General features: G+C 43.4%; 17 protein-coding genes. 10 read left to right on the top strand and 7 right to left on the bottom strand.

Annotated features, from left to right (window positions below; all coding sequences use genetic code 11):
* Positions 1 to 5: 5 nt before the first annotated feature.
* Together DJ568_RS10935 and DJ568_RS10930 are read right to left on the bottom strand one after the other, a co-directional pair.
* Positions 6 to 1028 carry a hypothetical protein gene (locus tag DJ568_RS10935; protein ID WP_114005307.1) on the bottom strand — a complete coding sequence of 341 codons (1023 nt, stop codon included), beginning with the start codon at positions 1026 to 1028 and terminating at the stop codon, positions 6 to 8.
* Positions 1029 to 1040: 12 nt separating this feature from the next.
* Positions 1041 to 2753: an ArnT family glycosyltransferase gene (locus DJ568_RS10930; RefSeq protein ID WP_114005306.1), complete on the bottom strand. Its 1713-nt coding sequence runs from the start codon at positions 2751 to 2753 to the stop codon at positions 1041 to 1043.
* A 139-nt stretch (positions 2754 to 2892) separates the two neighbouring features.
* On the opposite strand from DJ568_RS10930, the gene DJ568_RS10925 reads away from it, so the two are divergent.
* Together DJ568_RS10925 and DJ568_RS10920 are read left to right on the top strand one after the other, a co-directional pair.
* Entirely contained in the window at positions 2893 to 3354 is a 462-nt protein-coding gene (locus DJ568_RS10925) for a DinB family protein (RefSeq protein ID WP_114005305.1), read from the top strand.
* A 173-nt stretch (positions 3355 to 3527) separates the two neighbouring features.
* Positions 3528 to 4832 carry a DASH family cryptochrome gene (locus DJ568_RS10920; protein ID WP_114005304.1) on the top strand — a complete coding sequence of 435 codons (1305 nt, stop codon included), beginning with the start codon at positions 3528 to 3530 and terminating at the stop codon, positions 4830 to 4832.
* On the opposite strand, the gene DJ568_RS10915 is transcribed toward DJ568_RS10920, so the two are convergent.
* The 3 genes from DJ568_RS10915 to rsgA all read right to left on the bottom strand — a co-directional run bounded on the left by DJ568_RS10915 (position 4829) and on the right by rsgA (position 6713).
* The gene (locus DJ568_RS10915) at positions 4829 to 5155 is read right to left on the bottom strand and encodes a nucleotide pyrophosphohydrolase (protein ID WP_114005303.1); all 327 of its coding nucleotides are present in this window, start codon (positions 5153 to 5155) and stop codon (positions 4829 to 4831) included. The two genes, DJ568_RS10920 and DJ568_RS10915, sit on opposite strands and share 4 nt — an antisense overlap.
* Positions 5156 to 5161: 6 nt before the next feature.
* Entirely contained in the window at positions 5162 to 5620 is a 459-nt protein-coding gene (dtd, locus tag DJ568_RS10910; protein ID WP_114005302.1) for a D-aminoacyl-tRNA deacylase, read from the bottom strand.
* 172 nt (positions 5621 to 5792) lie between these two features.
* Entirely contained in the window at positions 5793 to 6713 is a 921-nt protein-coding gene (gene rsgA, locus DJ568_RS10905; protein WP_114005301.1) for a ribosome small subunit-dependent GTPase A, read from the bottom strand.
* 108 nt (positions 6714 to 6821) lie between these two features.
* Here rsgA and DJ568_RS10900 point away from each other — a divergent pair, with 108 nt between their 5' ends.
* From DJ568_RS10900 to DJ568_RS10870, 7 genes are all read left to right on the top strand, one after another.
* The gene (locus DJ568_RS10900) at positions 6822 to 7616 is read left to right on the top strand and encodes a carbon-nitrogen hydrolase family protein (RefSeq protein ID WP_114005300.1); all 795 of its coding nucleotides are present in this window, start codon (positions 6822 to 6824) and stop codon (positions 7614 to 7616) included.
* Between the two features lie 226 nt (positions 7617 to 7842).
* On the top strand, positions 7843 to 10293 hold the full coding sequence (gene thrA / locus DJ568_RS10895; RefSeq protein ID WP_114005299.1) for a bifunctional aspartate kinase/homoserine dehydrogenase I: 2451 nt from the start codon (positions 7843 to 7845) through the stop codon (positions 10291 to 10293).
* Between the two features lie 84 nt (positions 10294 to 10377).
* Positions 10378 to 11373 carry a homoserine kinase gene (locus tag DJ568_RS10890; protein ID WP_114005298.1) on the top strand — a complete coding sequence of 332 codons (996 nt, stop codon included), beginning with the start codon at positions 10378 to 10380 and terminating at the stop codon, positions 11371 to 11373.
* 117 nt (positions 11374 to 11490) lie between these two features.
* Positions 11491 to 12795 (top strand): threonine synthase, encoded by a 1305-nt coding sequence (gene thrC, locus DJ568_RS10885; RefSeq protein ID WP_114005297.1) that lies wholly within the window; start codon positions 11491 to 11493, stop codon positions 12793 to 12795.
* A 36-nt stretch (positions 12796 to 12831) separates the two neighbouring features.
* A complete protein-coding gene (locus tag DJ568_RS10880; protein ID WP_147238745.1) occupies positions 12832 to 13170 on the top strand; it encodes a hypothetical protein in 339 nt (112 codons plus the stop codon).
* A gap of 118 nt (positions 13171 to 13288) precedes the next feature.
* Positions 13289 to 13987 (top strand): SIMPL domain-containing protein, encoded by a 699-nt coding sequence (locus DJ568_RS10875; RefSeq protein ID WP_114005295.1) that lies wholly within the window; start codon positions 13289 to 13291, stop codon positions 13985 to 13987.
* Positions 13988 to 14154: 167 nt separating this feature from the next.
* Positions 14155 to 14565, top strand: coding sequence for a hypothetical protein (locus tag DJ568_RS10870; RefSeq protein WP_114005294.1), 411 nt, complete (start codon positions 14155 to 14157; stop codon positions 14563 to 14565).
* A 14-nt stretch (positions 14566 to 14579) separates the two neighbouring features.
* Here DJ568_RS10870 and lpxB read toward each other — a convergent pair whose 3' ends face one another.
* Together lpxB and surE are read right to left on the bottom strand one after the other, a co-directional pair.
* Entirely contained in the window at positions 14580 to 15692 is a 1113-nt protein-coding gene (gene lpxB, locus DJ568_RS10865) for a lipid-A-disaccharide synthase (protein WP_114005293.1), read from the bottom strand.
* 32 nt (positions 15693 to 15724) lie between these two features.
* Positions 15725 to 16498 carry a 5'/3'-nucleotidase SurE gene (surE, locus tag DJ568_RS10860; RefSeq protein ID WP_114005292.1) on the bottom strand — a complete coding sequence of 258 codons (774 nt, stop codon included), beginning with the start codon at positions 16496 to 16498 and terminating at the stop codon, positions 15725 to 15727.
* 149 nt (positions 16499 to 16647) lie between these two features.
* On the opposite strand from surE, the gene hisS reads away from it, so the two are divergent.
* Complete coding sequence (gene hisS / locus DJ568_RS10855; RefSeq protein WP_114005291.1) at positions 16648 to 18021, top strand: histidine--tRNA ligase; 1374 nt, start codon at positions 16648 to 16650, stop codon at positions 18019 to 18021.
* The last annotated feature ends 142 nt before the right edge of the window (positions 18022 to 18163 follow it).

Genomic DNA, 18163 nt, shown 5'->3' with positions numbered 1-18163 from the left:
CTATATTAGTTTTTAAATTTTACAAGGGTTTTGCGCCCCAGGTCGGCTACAATCCGAAATGCCTGCTGGTTATCATTAAGGTGTGCCGGCGACTGGTGAAAACTGAAAATAAACTGTCCCTTAATATTCTTAAACAGAAACGGTGTGTATATGATATCCAGGCGGTTGTATATTTTTTTAAGATAATACGAGTCCCCGTAAATTACATGATGCCCCTGCCCTGCATAAAACTCATCATGCAATTCAAATCGCTTATACTTTAAATGCGCCGCAGCTACAAAGCCGGCAGGCGTTTTAAAACCACTTATTCGCTGCCTTCGCTCAAATGACATCATACCACCTGCTTCAATAGACAAAGAGTCAAGCGAGGTTTTGCCGGTTAGGTTAAGTCCCAGCCGTATCTGTCCGGCGCCATTATCACCCAAGGGATAGTTAGGGTCTGGTATTTCCGCGCCGGCATCATGCAGCAGCATAAAATAATGCGAAACATAAAATATACCGTTAACCGCCGGTTTATATTTCCCTGAAAATCCAAAAATAAATTGCTCGCGATCTGAGGCTGTTTGACGGCTTACCCAGTCAAGCCAAACCGTTTCGGTAAAATGCTCATTGGTAAAGCGCGTTAATAATCCTTCAACGTTGGGCCGGTAATAGCGCAGCGTGTCATTCAATAACGAACGCGGATAATCGGTGAGCAGCCCTTCGCGCGGGAACATCCCAGCGTAAAACTGCCATTGTTTGGCGTGATAATTATAATAAGCCACCGGGTCAACCTTTAAAAAATAAGGTTTCCCGCCAAACTCATGTATACCATTAGCACCCACTACAAAACGGTTCACACTGTCAAGGTTGAGGCCAATATCAAGCGCCAATCGCGTGCCTGAGTAGGTGCGTGAGCGTGGTATAAAAGCTTTATATTCGCGGTTATCTAAAAAGCCGAAACCATTAAAATTTACATCAAGGCTTTGCGCCAGGGCCGAAACGGCTGTTGTGCTTAAAATTAAAAGTAGGTATAGCTTTTTAAACATGCGCAAAGGTATTTATTCCACCGTAAAACTTATAACATTGCTGTTTTTAGTGCCATTGAAAGGTTGGGTGTGCAGGGAAAAGAACAGGTCATACTTTCCCTTTTTCGCCGGTGCGTTAACGTTAAAGTAATAACGGGCAAAACCGCCGGGTTTAATATTAATAGTATTAAAATCACTTCCGGCCTGCTGTACATTTATCTCGTTTTTTAATTCAAAAAAGCACGCTTCAAGGCTAACGCTGTGCTTATAACCGGAATTACTGAAGCTAATAGGAAAAGCGTAAGGATTAGCTATCATCAATACCACTTTATGTCTCTTTTCCGGGGTTGATACAATGCTTTTTACAGTCGTCTTTATCTTCACCTTTTGGTAACTGCGCATTTCATCAAGCCAGGTGCCATACCATGGCCCGGTTGCGGTTTGTATAGTATCAAAACCCGGGGTTGGGTTATGCAACAAATAATACACTTTTTTACCCTGAACACTATCTTCCATGGGCCATATATTATACTGGGTGAGCCTGTAATAGCGCGAATCATAAGAGAAACATTTTAGCGTGTTGTTATAAAAGCAATACCGTGCGGGCATCTGGAAACCATCGTTCATTACCAGCCAGTTATCACCCACTTTACTTTTTATAGTACGCGCCCATTTGTCGTGATTAAAAAAGCCCTTTACAGCTTGTATATTTTTAACAAATGGCGGCTGGGCTACCAAAACTAGCCTCACGATTAAAATCAAGCAAATATTTGCTACGGCCAGGCGTCTAAACCAAGCGGGGGGAAACCCTTTTTCGGCAAAGCCTGCAAGTACCAATACCGCTAAAGCCGGCAATGCGATAATAGTCCACTGTGATTGCACCTCTCCCCTGAAAGATGTAAGGAAAAAAAATAGCATTATGCCGATAAAATTCACTTTTAAACAGCGCGTAAACGCATCGGCAGTATTATAAATCATTCCTTTATAAAAAAACATCCAGCCTATTAGCGGCCCGGCAACAGCTATTTGGGAGATAATGTAATTAAGACTGTAATCAAAGCGGTATATTTTCTCTGATCTGTCGGAAAGGTGATAGGCCAATGATGGATAATCATGTCGTATCTGCCATAAAATATGCGGCAAATACAGCATAACAGCAATCACCGTTACCAGCCAGAACGACCGCCGCACTAATAGTTTAGGATTTGATAAAACGGTAAAACCGATAAGTAATACGGCGTGATATTTACTATAAAGCAGGCAAGCTACTATAGCACCCAACACCACTGCCTGCCACCATGTGTTTTGTAACAGATACACGCCGTATACATAAAAGAAAAGCACAGTAAAAAACAACAACGGCCCATCAGGTGTGGTTACAAAGCCATAAATGTGAAGTGTAAACATCCCGCCGGCCACCAGTATAAACCAATGGGTATTGGCATTGTAATTTTTTACAATACGCCACAACAAGTATAGCGATGCGGTACTTGATAAGATGTTAACAAGCCGCAAGCCAAGTTCGCTATGCACTACGCTGTCTCCAATTCGTATAAATAAGGCCACCATAGGCGGATGGTCAAAGTAGCCCCAATCAAGCAACCGCGAATACAGCCAGTAATAAGCCTCATCAGCATGCAAGCCTAACGTGCAGGCCTGAATGGTGTTAAGGGCTGTCCACAATATCAAAAACCACCAAATAGGTTTTTCAGAGCCAGTAAACTTATTTATCGTATCCTGGTGCATGTATATAAAATGAAGCGTAAAGGTATAATAAAAGGCGTATAGCTGTTTGTAACGCTTACGTTAAGTGTTTGTCATTTTAGCAAGCCGACCCTTTACAGCACTATCATTTCTGCTAACTTCGGATAATCAACTAAACAATATGCTAAAGTCAATAGAAATAATACAAAAACCCCGTGTAGCCCTTTTTAAGTTATTGGATAGCCTCACTATTGAACAATTAAATACAGTACCAGCTGGTTTTAATAATAATATCATCTGGAATTTTGCACATATGGTGGCTGCACAACAGGGCGTTTGTTACTTGCGTGCAGGCCTGAAAACTATTATTACCCAAGATCTATACCTGGCTTACAAGCCCGAAACCAAACCGGAGAAGTACGTTGACGCGGATGAGTTTGACCACATTAAACAATTATCTATATCAACCCTTGAGCAGTTGGATGCAGATTATTCAGCCGGCCTGTTCAACCAATATGTGCCATGGACAACCCGTTATGGTGTTGAGTTGCGGAACATTGACGATGCGATAAGTTTTCTGCCTTTTCATGATGGCCTGCATACAGGATATATAATGGCACAACGCCGGGCATTATCTGTCTGACTCAGAATTGCAGAATGGACGAATTCTTAAAATGTTCGTCTTTCATTTCTAAACTTGCGCGAAATATGATTTATGCAATGTTTATAAGATGTCAAATAATTATTACGGCATTATCAAACTGCTAATAAAATCGCATTTTTGTAAACTGCGATAAGTTAATCTTCCAGTTAACTATGAGTGAAAGAACTATCCTGGTTTGGTTTAGAAATGATTTGCGTATCGACGATAACGAAATATTGTTAGAGGCAACCCGCAAGGCCGATAAAATATTGCCCGTTTATTGTTTCGATCCTTTCTATTTTAAAACCGCAGATACAGGGGTTTCCAAAACAGGCAATTTCAGGGCGCGCTTTCTCATTGAATCGGTTGTCAACTTACGCGAAAATCTCCGTTTGTTAGGCGGCGAACTCATCATCCGCATAGGTAACCCGGCTGAAGTATTGCCGCAGCTTGCTATGGAGTACCAGGTGAATGAGGTTTACCATCACCGCGAGGTAGCGTTTGAAGAAACTACAATATCTGAAAACGTTGAAACTGCGCTATGGAAGATAAAACTGAATCTTAAACATTTTATAGGGCATACCCTATATCATAAGGAAGACCTGCCTTTCCCTATAAGAGATATACCCGATAGCTTTGCTGCCTTTAGAAAAAAGGTTGAGCGCGATAGCACCGTTCGGCCTGTTACGGGCGGGCCCGAACGAATTGTTACGCCGCAAATAAGCGATGCGGGCCCGATACCAGCATTAGCCGATTTAGGACTTGACAAACCTTTGGACGACCCGCGGGCTACCTTACATTTTACCGGTGGAGAAACTGCTGCCCGGCAAATGCTGCATGAATATCTCGCCAATAACACCCCTTTAAATGCGAAAGCGGCCCGCAACCCCCAGGCTGTAGCCGAAAACTCGTCAAAGCTGTCGCCTTGGCTGGCACTTGGCTGTATATCACCGCGCCGGGTTTATTGGGAACTTATGCGGCATGAAAAGCATGCGGGTAATAGTCCGCTTATACTTGAACTGCTTTGGCGCGACTATTTCAGGTTTATGTTTAAGAAGCACGGACTAAAGTTTTTTAGCGTGGAAGGCTTCAAAAAAACAGCACCTGAAATGGTAACTGACCAGGATGATTTGTTAGAAAAATGGAAGAGTGGAAAAACAGGCGTGCCGTATATTGATGCAGTTATGCATCAACTTAATGCTACGGGTTACATTAATAATTACAGTCGCCAGGTAGTTGCCGGTTACCTGGTGCGCGATCTTAAAGTTGACTGGACCAAAGGCGCCGCCTATTTTGCCGAAAAACTGATTGATTATTCGCCGGCCAGCAACTGGGGCAACTGGGCTTTTGTAGCCGGCGTAGGCAACGACCCGCGCGACAACCGCAACTTTATTACAAGACAAGCTAATGAGCTGGAAACCCAAAGCGCATTTATTGATAAATGGCTGGGCAAAGAACAAGCCGCTTTGCTCTCTTAAAATAGCTTGTCGTTATTACGGTGCCTGTCGGCATCGCGTATGCTTTTCTTTTCAAGATTCTTTTCAAGTGCCGTTGTCAGGTTCACACCTGTTTGGTTCGCAAGGCATATCAGCACAAAAAGCACATCAGCCATCTCGTCAGCCAGGTTAACTTCTTCATCTGATTTTTTAAAAGACTGTTCCCCGTATTGTCTCGCCATAATACGGGCGACTTCGCCAACTTCTTCCATTAAAATAGCGGTGTTGGTTAACTCGTTAAAATAGCGTATCCCGGTTGTTTTTATCCAGCTGTCTACAAGATGCTGTGCGTCCTCAATTTTCATAGCCTGTTAATGATTTTCTTTATCCTTTGTATCCATTATTATAGTTACCGGCCCATCGTTTATCAAACTTATTTTCATATCGGCACCAAATATTCCGGTAGCTATTGGCTTTCCTGATAACCTGGTGAGTTCGGCAATCATGTACTCATATAAACTGACCGCTTTCTCAGGTTTCGCAGCACGAATAAAAGAAGGCCGGTTACCTTTTTTGGTTTGGGCATATAAAGTAAATTGAGATATAATTAATATTTCCCCGCCTATATCAGAAAGTGCTTTGTTCATTAAACCATCGTCATCGCTAAATACACGCATGTTAATAATTTTGGCTGCCAGCCAATCAACATCCTGTACGGCGTCATCGTGTTCAATCCCTAGTAACACTAAAAAGCCTTTGCCTATTTTGCCGGTTATAGTGCCGTCAACTTTGCAATCAGCTTGTAATACCCGTTGTAATACTGCACGCATTTTATGATGATCACGGCTAAAATAAGGAAGCAAGATAGGCTTTTTTTAAACAGCCGCGAGTTATGAAAAGCGCCCAATCATCATCATCTTAAACCACGATGAAGAGCGTATCGACTATAAACGCAAGCATAACACGCATATGTTCCTAATTCTTGCTTCTTAATTCCTGCCTCTAATTTCGGGTATCGTTCCCGTTATAAATGCTCAAATAGCTATCATAACGCGACATCTCTATTTCGCCATCCTCCAGTGCTTGTAAAACCGCACAGCCGGGTTCATTAATATGGCGGCAGTTATTAAACCGGCAATCATGCATACGCTCACGCATTTCAGGAAAAAAATGATTGAGTTCCTGCTTTTCAATATCGATCACCCCAAGTTCGCGTATACCCGGGGTATCAATAATAAATCCGCCTTGGGGTAACTCAAACATTTCGGCAAAGGTGGTGGTATGCATACCTTTATCGCTCCAGTCAGATATCTGGTGCGTGCGCAGTTCCAATTCAGGCAACAAGCGGTTTATCAGGCTGGATTTACCTACGCCGGAATGTCCGGAAATAAGGGTTACCTTGTTTTGTAAAACAGCTTTCACTTCGTCAATATTCGTTCCTTCAAGCGCTGATACTTCATGGCAGGGGTAACCAATGTTTTCATAAATGGCTTTATAGTCCTGTAATATTTCAAGGCCTTCATCGCTAAAAAGGTCAAGCTTGTTAAATATTAATCGGGCCGGTATATCATAGGCTTCCGCCGTTACTAAAAAACGGTCAATAAACCCAAGCGAAGTGCGAGGTGAGGCCAGCGTAACCACTAACAAAGCCTGGTCAAGATTAGCAGCCAGTATCTGCGCTTGCTTTGAGAGGTTGATGGATTTACGAATAATGTAATTTTTGCGCGGATGCAGGTTGGTGATAACTGCCGTATCCTGGTCGGGCTCCAATTCAAAATCAACTACATCGCCTACCGCAATAGGGTTGGTTGTTGTAAGCCCCTTTATGCGGAACTTACCTTTTATGCGGCAGCTATATACTTGTCCGTTGGCTGTTTGGGCCTGGTACCAGCTACCTGTTGATTTTGTGATTAATCCCTGCATTAGTAACACAAAGGTAAAAATTAAACAAAGGCCGAAGAATAAAAGACAACGCCCTTGCGAGCATGTGTTTTACTAACTAACTTAATACCGTATCAACTGTTCACGACCATGAAAATAGCGCTTGCTACACCACCATTTGTAAAAACCTTAGCTGAAGCCTTAGAATGGGTAAAAAAACAAACCCGCGAAGCCGCTAATAAAGGAGCCGATATTGTTTGCTTTCCTGAATCGTACCTGCCGGGTTATCCGTTGATGGGTTTTGAGGTTGAGTCGCCTTCTCCTGAAAAGATGCAAAACGCCCTGGCAACGGTACAAACCATTGCTGCTGAAAATAATATAGCCATTATTATACCGATGGACTGGTACGATGATGGTAAATATCTTAACGTGGCACAGGTTGTATCTGCTAAAGGTGAACTACTTGGTTACCAAGCCAAAAATCAGTTGGATCCATCAGAAGACGAGTTGTGGGACGCTGGTCAGGGACGTCAAATTTTTGAGGTTAACGGCGTAAAGTTTGGTATAGTAATTTGCCATGAAGGTTTCCGCTACGGTGAAACTGTAAGATGGGCGGCACGGCAGGGTGCACAAATTGTTTTTCATCCGCACTGTAACGGCAGCGATACAACCGGGGTAGAGTTAGTTGAATGGGGACACAAAGATAATCCGTATTATGAAAAGGCAACCATGATGCGTGCTATTGAGAATACGATATATGTTGCCGGCATTAACTATGCATCGCGCTATCCCGAATCCGCATCAGCCATTATAGCCCCCAATGGTGTGTGTTTAGGTTGGCAGCCATACGGCGAGCCGGGAGTTTTGGTTACTGAGATTGACACCTCGCTGGCTACCGCATTACTGGCGAAAAGATTTAAACCCAACATTTACGCTGAAAATTGAAATAAAACGCGATTGAGTTTGCAATTTTAAAAATTTACTGCTTTATTTGCGGCGTCTTTTTAATAAGACGCTTACAAAAATGTTTACCAGCAACACCATAATTACAACTATTATTACCACCGGGGTATATTTCGGAGGAAGATAATCGTATGGTGTAAAAATATAAGAACCAACTGACGCCTTCCTCCGCCAAGAGGAAGGCGTTTTTGTTTAATTTATACTGAAGATGAAAGTTTTAAAATTTGGCGGTACTTCCGTAGGCTCGGTTAACAGCATAACCACCTTGCTTGATATCGTAAAAAAGGAAGTGGATAACGGCGAAAAGCCGGTTGTTGTTTTATCGGCAATGGGTGGTGTTACCAACCTGCTGATTAATATGGCTGAAGAAGCTGCTAAAGGCAATGAATTTACGGCACAGCTGGCCGAACTGGAAAAACGTCATTTTGACGTAGTAAAGAGCCTTCTGGAAATATCAAACCAGAACCCGGCATTTACACGCCTTAAAATACAATTTAACCAGTTGGAAGAACTGCTGCAGGGGGTATTGACCTTGCGCGAACTTACTCCTAAAACGCGTGCCTTGATAGTTAGCTTTGGCGAAAGGTGCTCAACAATCATGGTTAGCAAAATTGCAGCGCAGCACTTTAAAAATGCGTTTTTTGTAGATGCATCTGACGTAATAAAGACCGATAGTGCGTATGGCAATGCCAAGGTGGATACAGAACTCACTGAATTGCTGATTCGTGACCTGCACCAGGCTAATACTGACAAGGTTTTGTTTGTAACCGGTTTTATTGCCAGTAACGGGGAGGGGCAAATAACTACGCTGGGCCGTGGCGGCAGTGATTACACCGCGGCGATATTTGGCGCGGCGCTAAACGCTGAGGAAATACAAATATGGACTGACGTTAACGGTATGATGACAGCCGACCCGCGAATGGTAAAAAAAGCATTTCCGCTACCTGAGCTTACATATACCGAAGCGATGGAGCTGTCGTACTTTGGCGCGAAAGTAATATACCCGCCTACAATGATACCGGCATTTTTAAAAAAAATCCCTATTGTTATCAAAAACACTTTTGATACGGAATTTGCAGGCACAGTAATAAAACACGACTGCCGCGAATCAAACCTGGCAATTAAGGGCATTTCATCTATCAATAACATCAGCATATTAAACCTGCAGGGTAGCGGCATGGTGGGCAAGTCGGGCTTTAGTGGCCGACTATTTTCTCTGTTGGCGCGCGAGCAGATCAATGTGATATTAATTACCCAATCGTCGTCAGAGCATAGCATAACCTTTGCGGTGCAGCCTGACAATGCACTTAGGGCAAAAGCACTTATTGAGCAGGAGTTTGAACTTGAACTGCTTGCCAATAAGCTTGATGCGGTTGTTATTGAGGATAACCTGGCCATACTGGCTGTAGTTGGCGAAAACATGAAACAAACACCGGGTGTTTCAGGCAAATTATTTCATGCCCTTGGCCGCAACGGTGTTAACGTACGCGCTATAGCGCAGGGCTCATCTGAGTACAATATATCTGTTATTATTGGCGAGCACGACCTGGCAAAGGCGCTTAACGCCGTGCATGACGCTTTTTTTGTCGACCTGTATAAAACGCTTTATGCTTTTTGCCTTGGCACCGGCAACATTGGTAAAACGCTGTTTAAACAACTTAACGCACACACCGAATTTTTACGTAAAGAGAACGGCATACAAGTGAAGATTGTGGGCATTAGCAATACACGCAAAATGATCTTTAACAGCGACGGCATAAATCTGGATAACTGGGAAGAAAAACTGGAGGCTTCCAACAAACAGGCTGACCTGCGCGCGTTTATTGATGTAATGAAGGATATGAACCTGCCTAACTGCGTGTTTATTGATAACACAGCCAGTCCGAAACCAATTGAATTTTACGAGGAAGTATTAAACTCAACCATATCAGTGGTTACCTGCAACAAAATAGGAAATTCAGGTTCGTACGACCAATACAAACGGTTCCGCGACGCCGCGAGGCAGCATGGCGTTGATTTCTTCTATGAAACAAATGTTGGCGCCGGCTTGCCAATCATCCGCACGCTAAAGGATTTGATGAACAGCGGCGACCGTGTGCAGCGCATTGAGGCGATATTGTCAGGCACTATCTCGTTTATTTTTAACCAGTTTAAAGGCGATGCCAACTTTCATGACGTGGTGAAGCTGGCACAGGAAAAAGGCTATACCGAACCCGACCCGCGCGACGACCTTCGCGGCACCGACTTTATGCGTAAAATATTGATTTTGGCACGTGATGCCGGCCATACATTGGAGGCTGCTGACGTGGAGATAGAGAGCATGCTGCCGAAATCATGTTTAGAAGCTGCCACCGTTGAGGATTTTTATGCCTGCCTTAAACAGGAAGATGCTTATTTTGCAGCCATAAAAGATAAGGCGGAAGCTGAAGGTAAGGTATTAAGGTATATAGGTAAACTTGAAGATGGCAAGGCTTCCATCACGCTGCAAATGGTTGATGAGAACCATCCGTTTTACATGCTGTCAGGCAGCGACAATATCATATCATTTACTACCGACAGGTATAAAGAGCGCCCGCTGGTAGTAAAAGGACCCGGCGCAGGCGCTGAAGTGACGGCTGCTGGCGTATTTGCCGATTTGATAAATGTAGGTGCTAACTGAGATTCAAGAGTTAAGCATGAAGAATAGCAGTATACAGCTATCTCCGCTTTTGAACCGGCGGGGTATGTTAACGAATAGAAAGTAATGAGCAACGATATACAAGAAGTAAAAAAAGAATCCTCATCCTATGCTACCGGGTTGGGAAGTTTGGAAAGTGTTCATGTTTTTGCACCAGCCACAGTGGCTAACGTAGTATGCGGTTTCGACGTGCTGGGTTTCGCAGTGAATGAACCGGGCGATGAAGTAATTATGCGCCGGAAAGATAAACCGGGCATTACTATCAGCAAAATAACAGGTGACGACGGCCGTTTACCGCTTGATCCGGCAAAAAATACGGTGAGCGTAAGCGTACAGCATTATCTTGACAGCATTGGCAGCAGCGATATAGGTTTAGATATTGAACTGCACAAAAAAATGCCGATTGGCAGCGGTTTGGGTTCAAGTTCGGCCAGTACGGTAGCAGGTTTATTTGCTATCAAAACTTTACTGGGTGACGATACCGACCCGATGAAACTGCTTCCTTTTGCTATGAAGGGTGAAGAAATGGCCTGCGGCCATGGACATGCGGACAACGTTGCACCTGCCCTTTTAGGTGGTTTTGTGCTAATACGCAGTTATGACCCGCTTGATGTAGTGCGCCTGCCAAGCCCTAAAGGCTTGTATTGTGCTATTGTTTTCCCTGACGTAGATGTGCCTACCCGCGAGGCCAGGCAGATCATCCGCAATAAAATACAAATGAAAGACGCCGTAACCCAATGGGGCAATATTGCCGGCCTGGTAAGCGGTTTGTTTATGCAGGATGTTGACCTGATAGGCCGCAGCATGCAGGATGTACTGGTTGAACCTGTACGTTCAATGCTTATTCCTGATTTTTATAAGATGCGTGAAATAGCGATGGAGAACGGCGCGGTTAGCTTTGGTATATCCGGGTCAGGTCCGTCGGTATTCGCTTTTACACGCGATGAGGAGACCGCTAAACTGATCACCCAAAAATTACAGCAACACCTAACTAATATTAAAATTGGATCAAACGGCTATGTATCGCCAATAAATGATGGCGGGCCAAAAGTAATAGGGTAACGGCCCACCCGTCATTGCGGGCGACAGCGTGGCAATCTCTATAGGCTTAGCACCGTGAACATCTAAAGAGAATGCTTAGTACCTGCCAATGACGAAATAAAACACTCCAAAAATACCATGAAACTATACAGTACCAACAATACATCGTCAAGCGTATCATTCAAAGAAGCAGTTTTTAACAGTATGCCGCAGGACAGGGGCTTATATATGCCAGTGACTATCCCGCGTTTGAGCGACGAGTTTATCAACAACCTGGATAAGTACACTTTGCCTGAGATTGCTTTTGAAGTAGCCAAAACGTTATTAGGAGACACAATCCCGGTGGCCGACTTGAAGGCTTTAATAGAAGATGCCATCAACTTTGATGCACCTGTAATAAAACTGGAAGAGGACGTATATGTACTGGAGCTTTTCCATGGTCCATCCCTGGCGTTTAAGGATTTTGGCGCGCGCTTTATGAGCCGTGTAATGAGCTACTTCCTTGAAAAAGGCGAAAAGCAGCTTGATGTATTGGTAGCTACCTCCGGCGATACCGGCGGCGCTGTAGCGCTAGGTTTTTTAGGCGTGCCCAACACCCGCGTAACTATCCTATATCCTAAGGGCAAGGTAAGCGGCGTTCAGGAGCAGCAACTAACAACCAATGGCCAAAACATCCGCGCGTTAGAAGTTGACGGCACTTTTGACGATTGCCAGGCACTGGTTAAACAAGCTTTTACTGATGCTGAGCTAAATAGTGAATATCGCTTAACATCAGCTAATTCCATTAATATAGCAAGACTGGTACCGCAAACGTTTTATTACTTTAACGCTTACGCCCAGCTTTTAAGGCAGGGGAAAAGTAAAGTAGCCTTTTGTGTGCCCAGCGGCAATTTCGGCAATATAGGTGCCGGTTTGCTGGCGTGGAAAATGGGGTTGCCGGTTGAGCAGTTTATAGCGGCAACCAATGCTAACGATACCGTACCGGCCTTTTTAAAAACCGGCATTTACAATGCCAAGCCATCGGTAGCAACCATATCAAATGCTATGGATGTGGGTAACCCAAGCAATTGGGTGCGTATTGCCGACCTGTTTAAAGAGGATACTGCAAAACTGAATAAGCTAATTGAAGGCTATAGCTACAATGACGATGAGACCCTTGAAGCACTTAAGCAGGTATTTGCCGATTATAATTATGTAGTTTGCCCGCATACTGCTATTGCCTGGAAAGCATTGAAAGAATGGCATGCAGACCACAAAGAAGTAACCGGCGTGTTCCTTTCAACTGCGCATCCCTGCAAATTTCCTGATGTTATACCTGCAGATATTGCTTCAAATATCACCATTCCTGCATCTGTTAAAGAATTGGAAGGTAAGGAAAAGCAAGCTGTACAATTACCCGCCGATTTTGAGGCCTTTAAAGCATACCTGCTTAAAAACGTGTAAATTCGTAGCATGAGACGGTTTATTACTTTCATTTGTTTGGCATTCCTCGTAATAATTGCGGGCTGCAACAACTTTGACAAGTTTGACCGTAAACGCTGGAGTGAAACCAAGGACGGAATTGAATTTACCTATCGTGCTAATATGCTTGACAACCTGTTGCAAACGCATAACTTTAAGGGTATGAAGCTAAAGCGGGTGACTGATACGCTTGGCCGGCCACAGGGGTTTAAGAAACAAATTATGTATTACGACATAGCTATGAAACTTGATACGATGCCGCCAAGTTACATTAAACGGCTTTATATCCACTTTAATGCCGACTCGGTTGTTACCCGCACAGAGATTTTTGAGCACGACGCCAAAAAGAAGAAATAGCAGCCTAAAACATTCATTTCCCTCTATTGTTGCTACACATGCTTGTGTAATGTTTTTGTTGCATGTTGCACTTTGCAGTTTGAAAACGTCTATAGCTTATAAACATATTATTCAGATCATGAAAAAACTATTTATAATGGCTGCCCTGGTAGCCGCCACCACGACCACATTTGCACAATCAGTAGATCTTCGTCGTAAAATTGAGGTTACCGGCATTGCCGAAAAAGAGGTTACTCCCGATATATTGAATGTATCCATATCTCTTAAAGAGTATATGGACGGGAAGAAAAAGATTACCATCAGCCAGTTAGAGCAGCAACTGGAAAAAGCTGTGCAGGAAGCCGGTATCCCTAAAGAAGACTTTACCGTGATGAACGTTTCGAGCTGGAACTACATCATACAAAAAAAGAAAAACCCTGAATTTTTAGCCAGCAAACAGTACGGCTTACGCGTACGTGATTTAAATAAATATAACCAGATACTTAGTAAAATAGATGCGAAAGGCATCCAGTACACCAACATTGATAGTTATGACTATTCAAAGATGGCCGAAGTAAAAAAAGAATTAAAGATACAGGCATTACTGGCAGCTCGTGACAAGGCTACCTATTTGTTAACCAGCCTGGGAGATAAATTAGGCGGCGCCATTAATATAGTTGAAAATGATAACAGCAACTATCCGCAACCGCTGATGTATAAAGCTGCCAACATGATGGTGAGGGAACAGGCTGCCGATGCCAGCGCACCCGAGTCTGACATTGATTTTAAAAAAATAAAGCTGAGTTTCCAGATACAGGCCGTTTTTGAAATAAAATAAGGCGCCATACTTAAAAAAGAACGCCCTTGACAATAAGTCAAGGGCGTTTTTGGTTATATATAATTAGTTTTTTTATGACTTAGCAGACTAATTATAGCAATTTAGTCAATAAATGCTTGACATTGTGGAATTTACATTTTATTTTTAAATCCCTTAATTTACTTAGCATGATACGACGAAGATTTAACAAAGTATTACTGGTTGCTCCTGATAACTGCCCGCGCCGCCTGGCTGCCGAATATGACTATGTTAAACACGTGCCTGAAATTGACCGTTTATTCCCTGTTATTTTTGATTTTAAACCCGATCTTGTCCTGTTCGACTATGAATACGTTAAGTGCGATCTTGAACGAATTGTTCGCAGGTTAAGAATGAATCCTTTTTATAACAAAACAAAAATCTGCTGCTATAAAGTTAAACCTAACCGGGATACAGACGACTTTTTAAAAGCCATTGGTGTTAATTATTTCATTTATCCTGGAGACCTGGTGAGTGACAGTAGCACTGATAAAGTAAGTATTTTCAGCGCTATCCTGGACGCCTCACTGATGCGGGTGCTGGCAAAGGTGGCTCACTGAGCGTTTTACCACGGTTACTTTTTATTTGCGTAGTTTATTATAAGACTTGCCGCCCTGGATGAAGCACCGGGGCTGCCCATTTTGGTATCTAAGTCATCATAACCATCCAGCATTACCCTCCTGTAACTATCATCGTTCAATATCAAGTCTAGCTCTTTGGCAATATTTGCCGGCGTGCACTCCTCCTGTATCAATTCGGTCACAATCGGCTTATTGGCTATCAGGTTTACTAGCGATATGTATTTTAGTTTAACCAGTAAACGGCCAGCAGCTATCATGAGTGCATTTGCTTTGTATACCACTACCTCAGGCACATTGAATAAGGCTGTTTCAAGGGTGGCCGTACCTGATGTTACCACAGCCGCTTGAGCATGTGTAAGCAAATCATACGTAGCATTAAATACCACCGGGACGTTGCGCCCATTTAAATAAAATGTATAATCCGCAGCAGTAAAAGACGGTGCCCCGGCTATCACCAGCTGATGACTTGGAAATTTGTCCTGGACGGCTACCATATCAGCAAGCAGATATCGCAATTCCTGTTTTCGGCTGCCCGGTAACAAGGCTATGATGCTTTTGCCTTCCAGACGGTTGTTGCGTAAAAAATCAGGATCGGGCGTAAAGGCCGATATGGCGTCAAATAAAGGGTTACCTATATAATCAACATACATATCCCATCGTTTGTAAAAATCTACTTCAAACGGTAGTATACAAAACATGTGATCAACCACCTTTTTGATCTTTAACACGCGCTTTTGGTTCCATGCCCAAACCTTAGGAGATATATAGTAGCACACCAAAATGCCATTTGCCTTTGCAAAATCGGCTATTTTAAGGTTAAAACCCGGAAAATCAATAAGCACTAATACATCCGGCTGCCAGGCTAGTATATCCTTTTTGCACTGCCGCATATTTTTTAAAATAGTACGAAGGTTCGCTATTACCTCTATTATGCCCATGTAAGCCATATCGGCATAATGCTTCACCAGCGTACCGCCTTCCGCCTGCATCTGGTCACCGCCAAAAAAACGGAACTCTGCATCGGCATCCTGCTGTTTCAGCGCCCTTATCAGGTTAGCGCCGTGCAGGTCGCCTGATGCTTCGCCGGCTACCAGGTAGTACTTCATTCTGCAAACATGTGTTTAGATGTAACCACTACTCAATCGTTAAATTTCCAGGTATTCAATACAGGTATAGCATGATGTGCTGTCATGTCAAACTGCACAGGCACTACTGAGACGTATCCATTTGCCAACGCCCACACATCAGTATCCTCACCCTGGTCATTTAACTGGAATACACCGGTGAGCCAATAATACGGGCGTTTGTGGGGGTCTATACGCTCGTCAAATTCTTCGGCCCATTTAGCATTGGCCTGACGGCAAATTTTTATTCCCATTAACTTTTCGGCTATCGGGAAATTAACATTTAACAGGGTGGCAGGCGGCAGGCCGTGCTCCAGTACCTGCAAGGCAATGTCCTTAACGTATTTGATGCAGGGCTTAAAATCCGCCTGCAATGTGTAATCATCCAATGAAAAACCAATGGAGGGTATACCTTCTATAGCACCTTCAACCGCTGCTGACATGGTACCGGAATATAATACATTAATGGAGTTATTTAATCCATGGTTTATCCCCGAGACGCACAAGTCGGGCTTCTTTCCTTTAAACACCAGGTTTACAGCCAGCTTAACACAATCTACAGGTGTGCCCGAGCACTTGTACATTTCAATGCCTTCGTATATCTCTTCTTTATCAAACCGCAACGGCTTGCCAATGGTTATGGCATGCCCCATGCCGGATTGCGGACTGTCTGGCGCCACTACCACCACGCGGCCTATATCATTCATGGCGTATATTAAGGCCTTTATACCCGGCGCTGTGATACCGTCGTCATTTACAACCAGTATAGTTGGCTTTGCTTTTGTCATGCTGCAAAATTACTTATAATTGAATGATTAACATGGGGTACTAAAGTTGTGAATTTTTAACATCGAACTGTTAATTTCAACATAGGTGCACCGTAACTTGGGGCATTCTATTAATTCGCTGTTCCCTTGCAATTTTTTACCTTTGCCGCATGGCATCCATCAAACCATCTGTTCCAAAGGGCACACGCGATTTTTCTCCGGCTGAAATGGCTCGACGCAATTTTATCTTTGATACTATTAAATCCGTATTCCGTAAGTATGGCTATCAGCAAATTGAAACGCCAAGCATGGAGAATTTAAGCACCTTGACAGGAAAATATGGCGACGAAGGCGATAAATTAATATTTAAAATACTAAACAGCGGGGATTACCTCGCTAAAGTGGATGCTGATAAGTTAGCTTTTAAAGATTCGAACCTTTTAATCTCAGAAATTTCAGAAAAGGCATTACGCTATGACCTTACCGTACCTTTCGCGCGTTATGTAGTGCAGCACCAAAACGAAATAACCTTCCCTTTCAAACGCTTCCAGGTTCAACCGGTATGGCGTGCAGACCGGCCGCAAAAAGGCCGTTATCGAGAATTTTATCAATGTGATGCCGATGTGGTAGGCTCTGATTCCCTGTTAAATGAAGCGGAATTTATACTGATCTATGATGAGGCATTAAGCAAATTGGGTCTCCGTGATTTTACCATAAAAATCAATAATAGAAAAATTCTATCCGGAATAGCACAGGTTATAGATAAGAGCGATAACATTATTGACTTGACTGTCGCTATTGACAAATTGGATAAAATTGGACTGGACGGCGTAATTGCGGAATTAAGTAATAAAGGCTTTACGATAGAGGATATCAACAAATTAAAACCAGTGATATTACTTGAGGGATCAAATACCGAAAAGCTGGAAAGCCTGCGTAAAGCATTGGCTAACTCACCTATTGGGTTACAGGGATGTGATGAGTTAGAAACGGTGCTTAATTACATTAAGGCTACGCCTTTGCAAAAAGGTTTGCTTGAATTGGACATTACCCTGGCCCGCGGACTCAACTACTACACCGGCGCAATATTCGAAGTGAAGACTAACGAAGTGCAAATGGGCAGCATTGGCGGAGGTGGCCGCTATGATGATCTGACCGGCATGTTTGGTTTAAAAGGCCTGACGGGTGCCGGCATATCGTTTGGTGCCGACAGGATATACGATGTGATGGAAGAGCTCGATCTTTTCCCGTCATCAGCTGTACAGGGTACTCAAGTATTAATATGCTGTTTTGATAAAGATGCTGAAAGCTATGCTTTACCACTATTGCAGCGCTTGCGCGGACTCGAAATCAACACTGAACTATATCCTGCCGGGGCTAAGATCAAAAAACAGATGGAGTATGCCAACAGCAAACAGGTACCTTATACCATCCTGATAGGCAGCGAAGAAATGGCCAGCGGCCTGTTGGCGTTTAAAGATATGACAAGCGGGTTGCAGGAGAAGTTAACTACAGGGCAGATAGTTGAAAAGTTGAGTAAATAGTTTTCTCAGCACGTCGTTGCCGTAAGGAAGAACTGAACTACATAATTCACTTTTAATGGTCTAAGCTTAAAGAGATGGCCACGCTATTGCTCGTAACGACGCGTTTAGGACATAATCCTCCATGCCTGTTAAAAACTTTTCC

The sequence above is a fragment of the Mucilaginibacter hurinus genome, assembly GCF_003324525.1.
In the GTDB taxonomy this organism is placed as follows: Bacteria; Bacteroidota; Bacteroidia; order Sphingobacteriales; family Sphingobacteriaceae; genus Mucilaginibacter; species Mucilaginibacter hurinus.
This window is presented reverse-complemented; position numbering and strand designations above follow the sequence as displayed.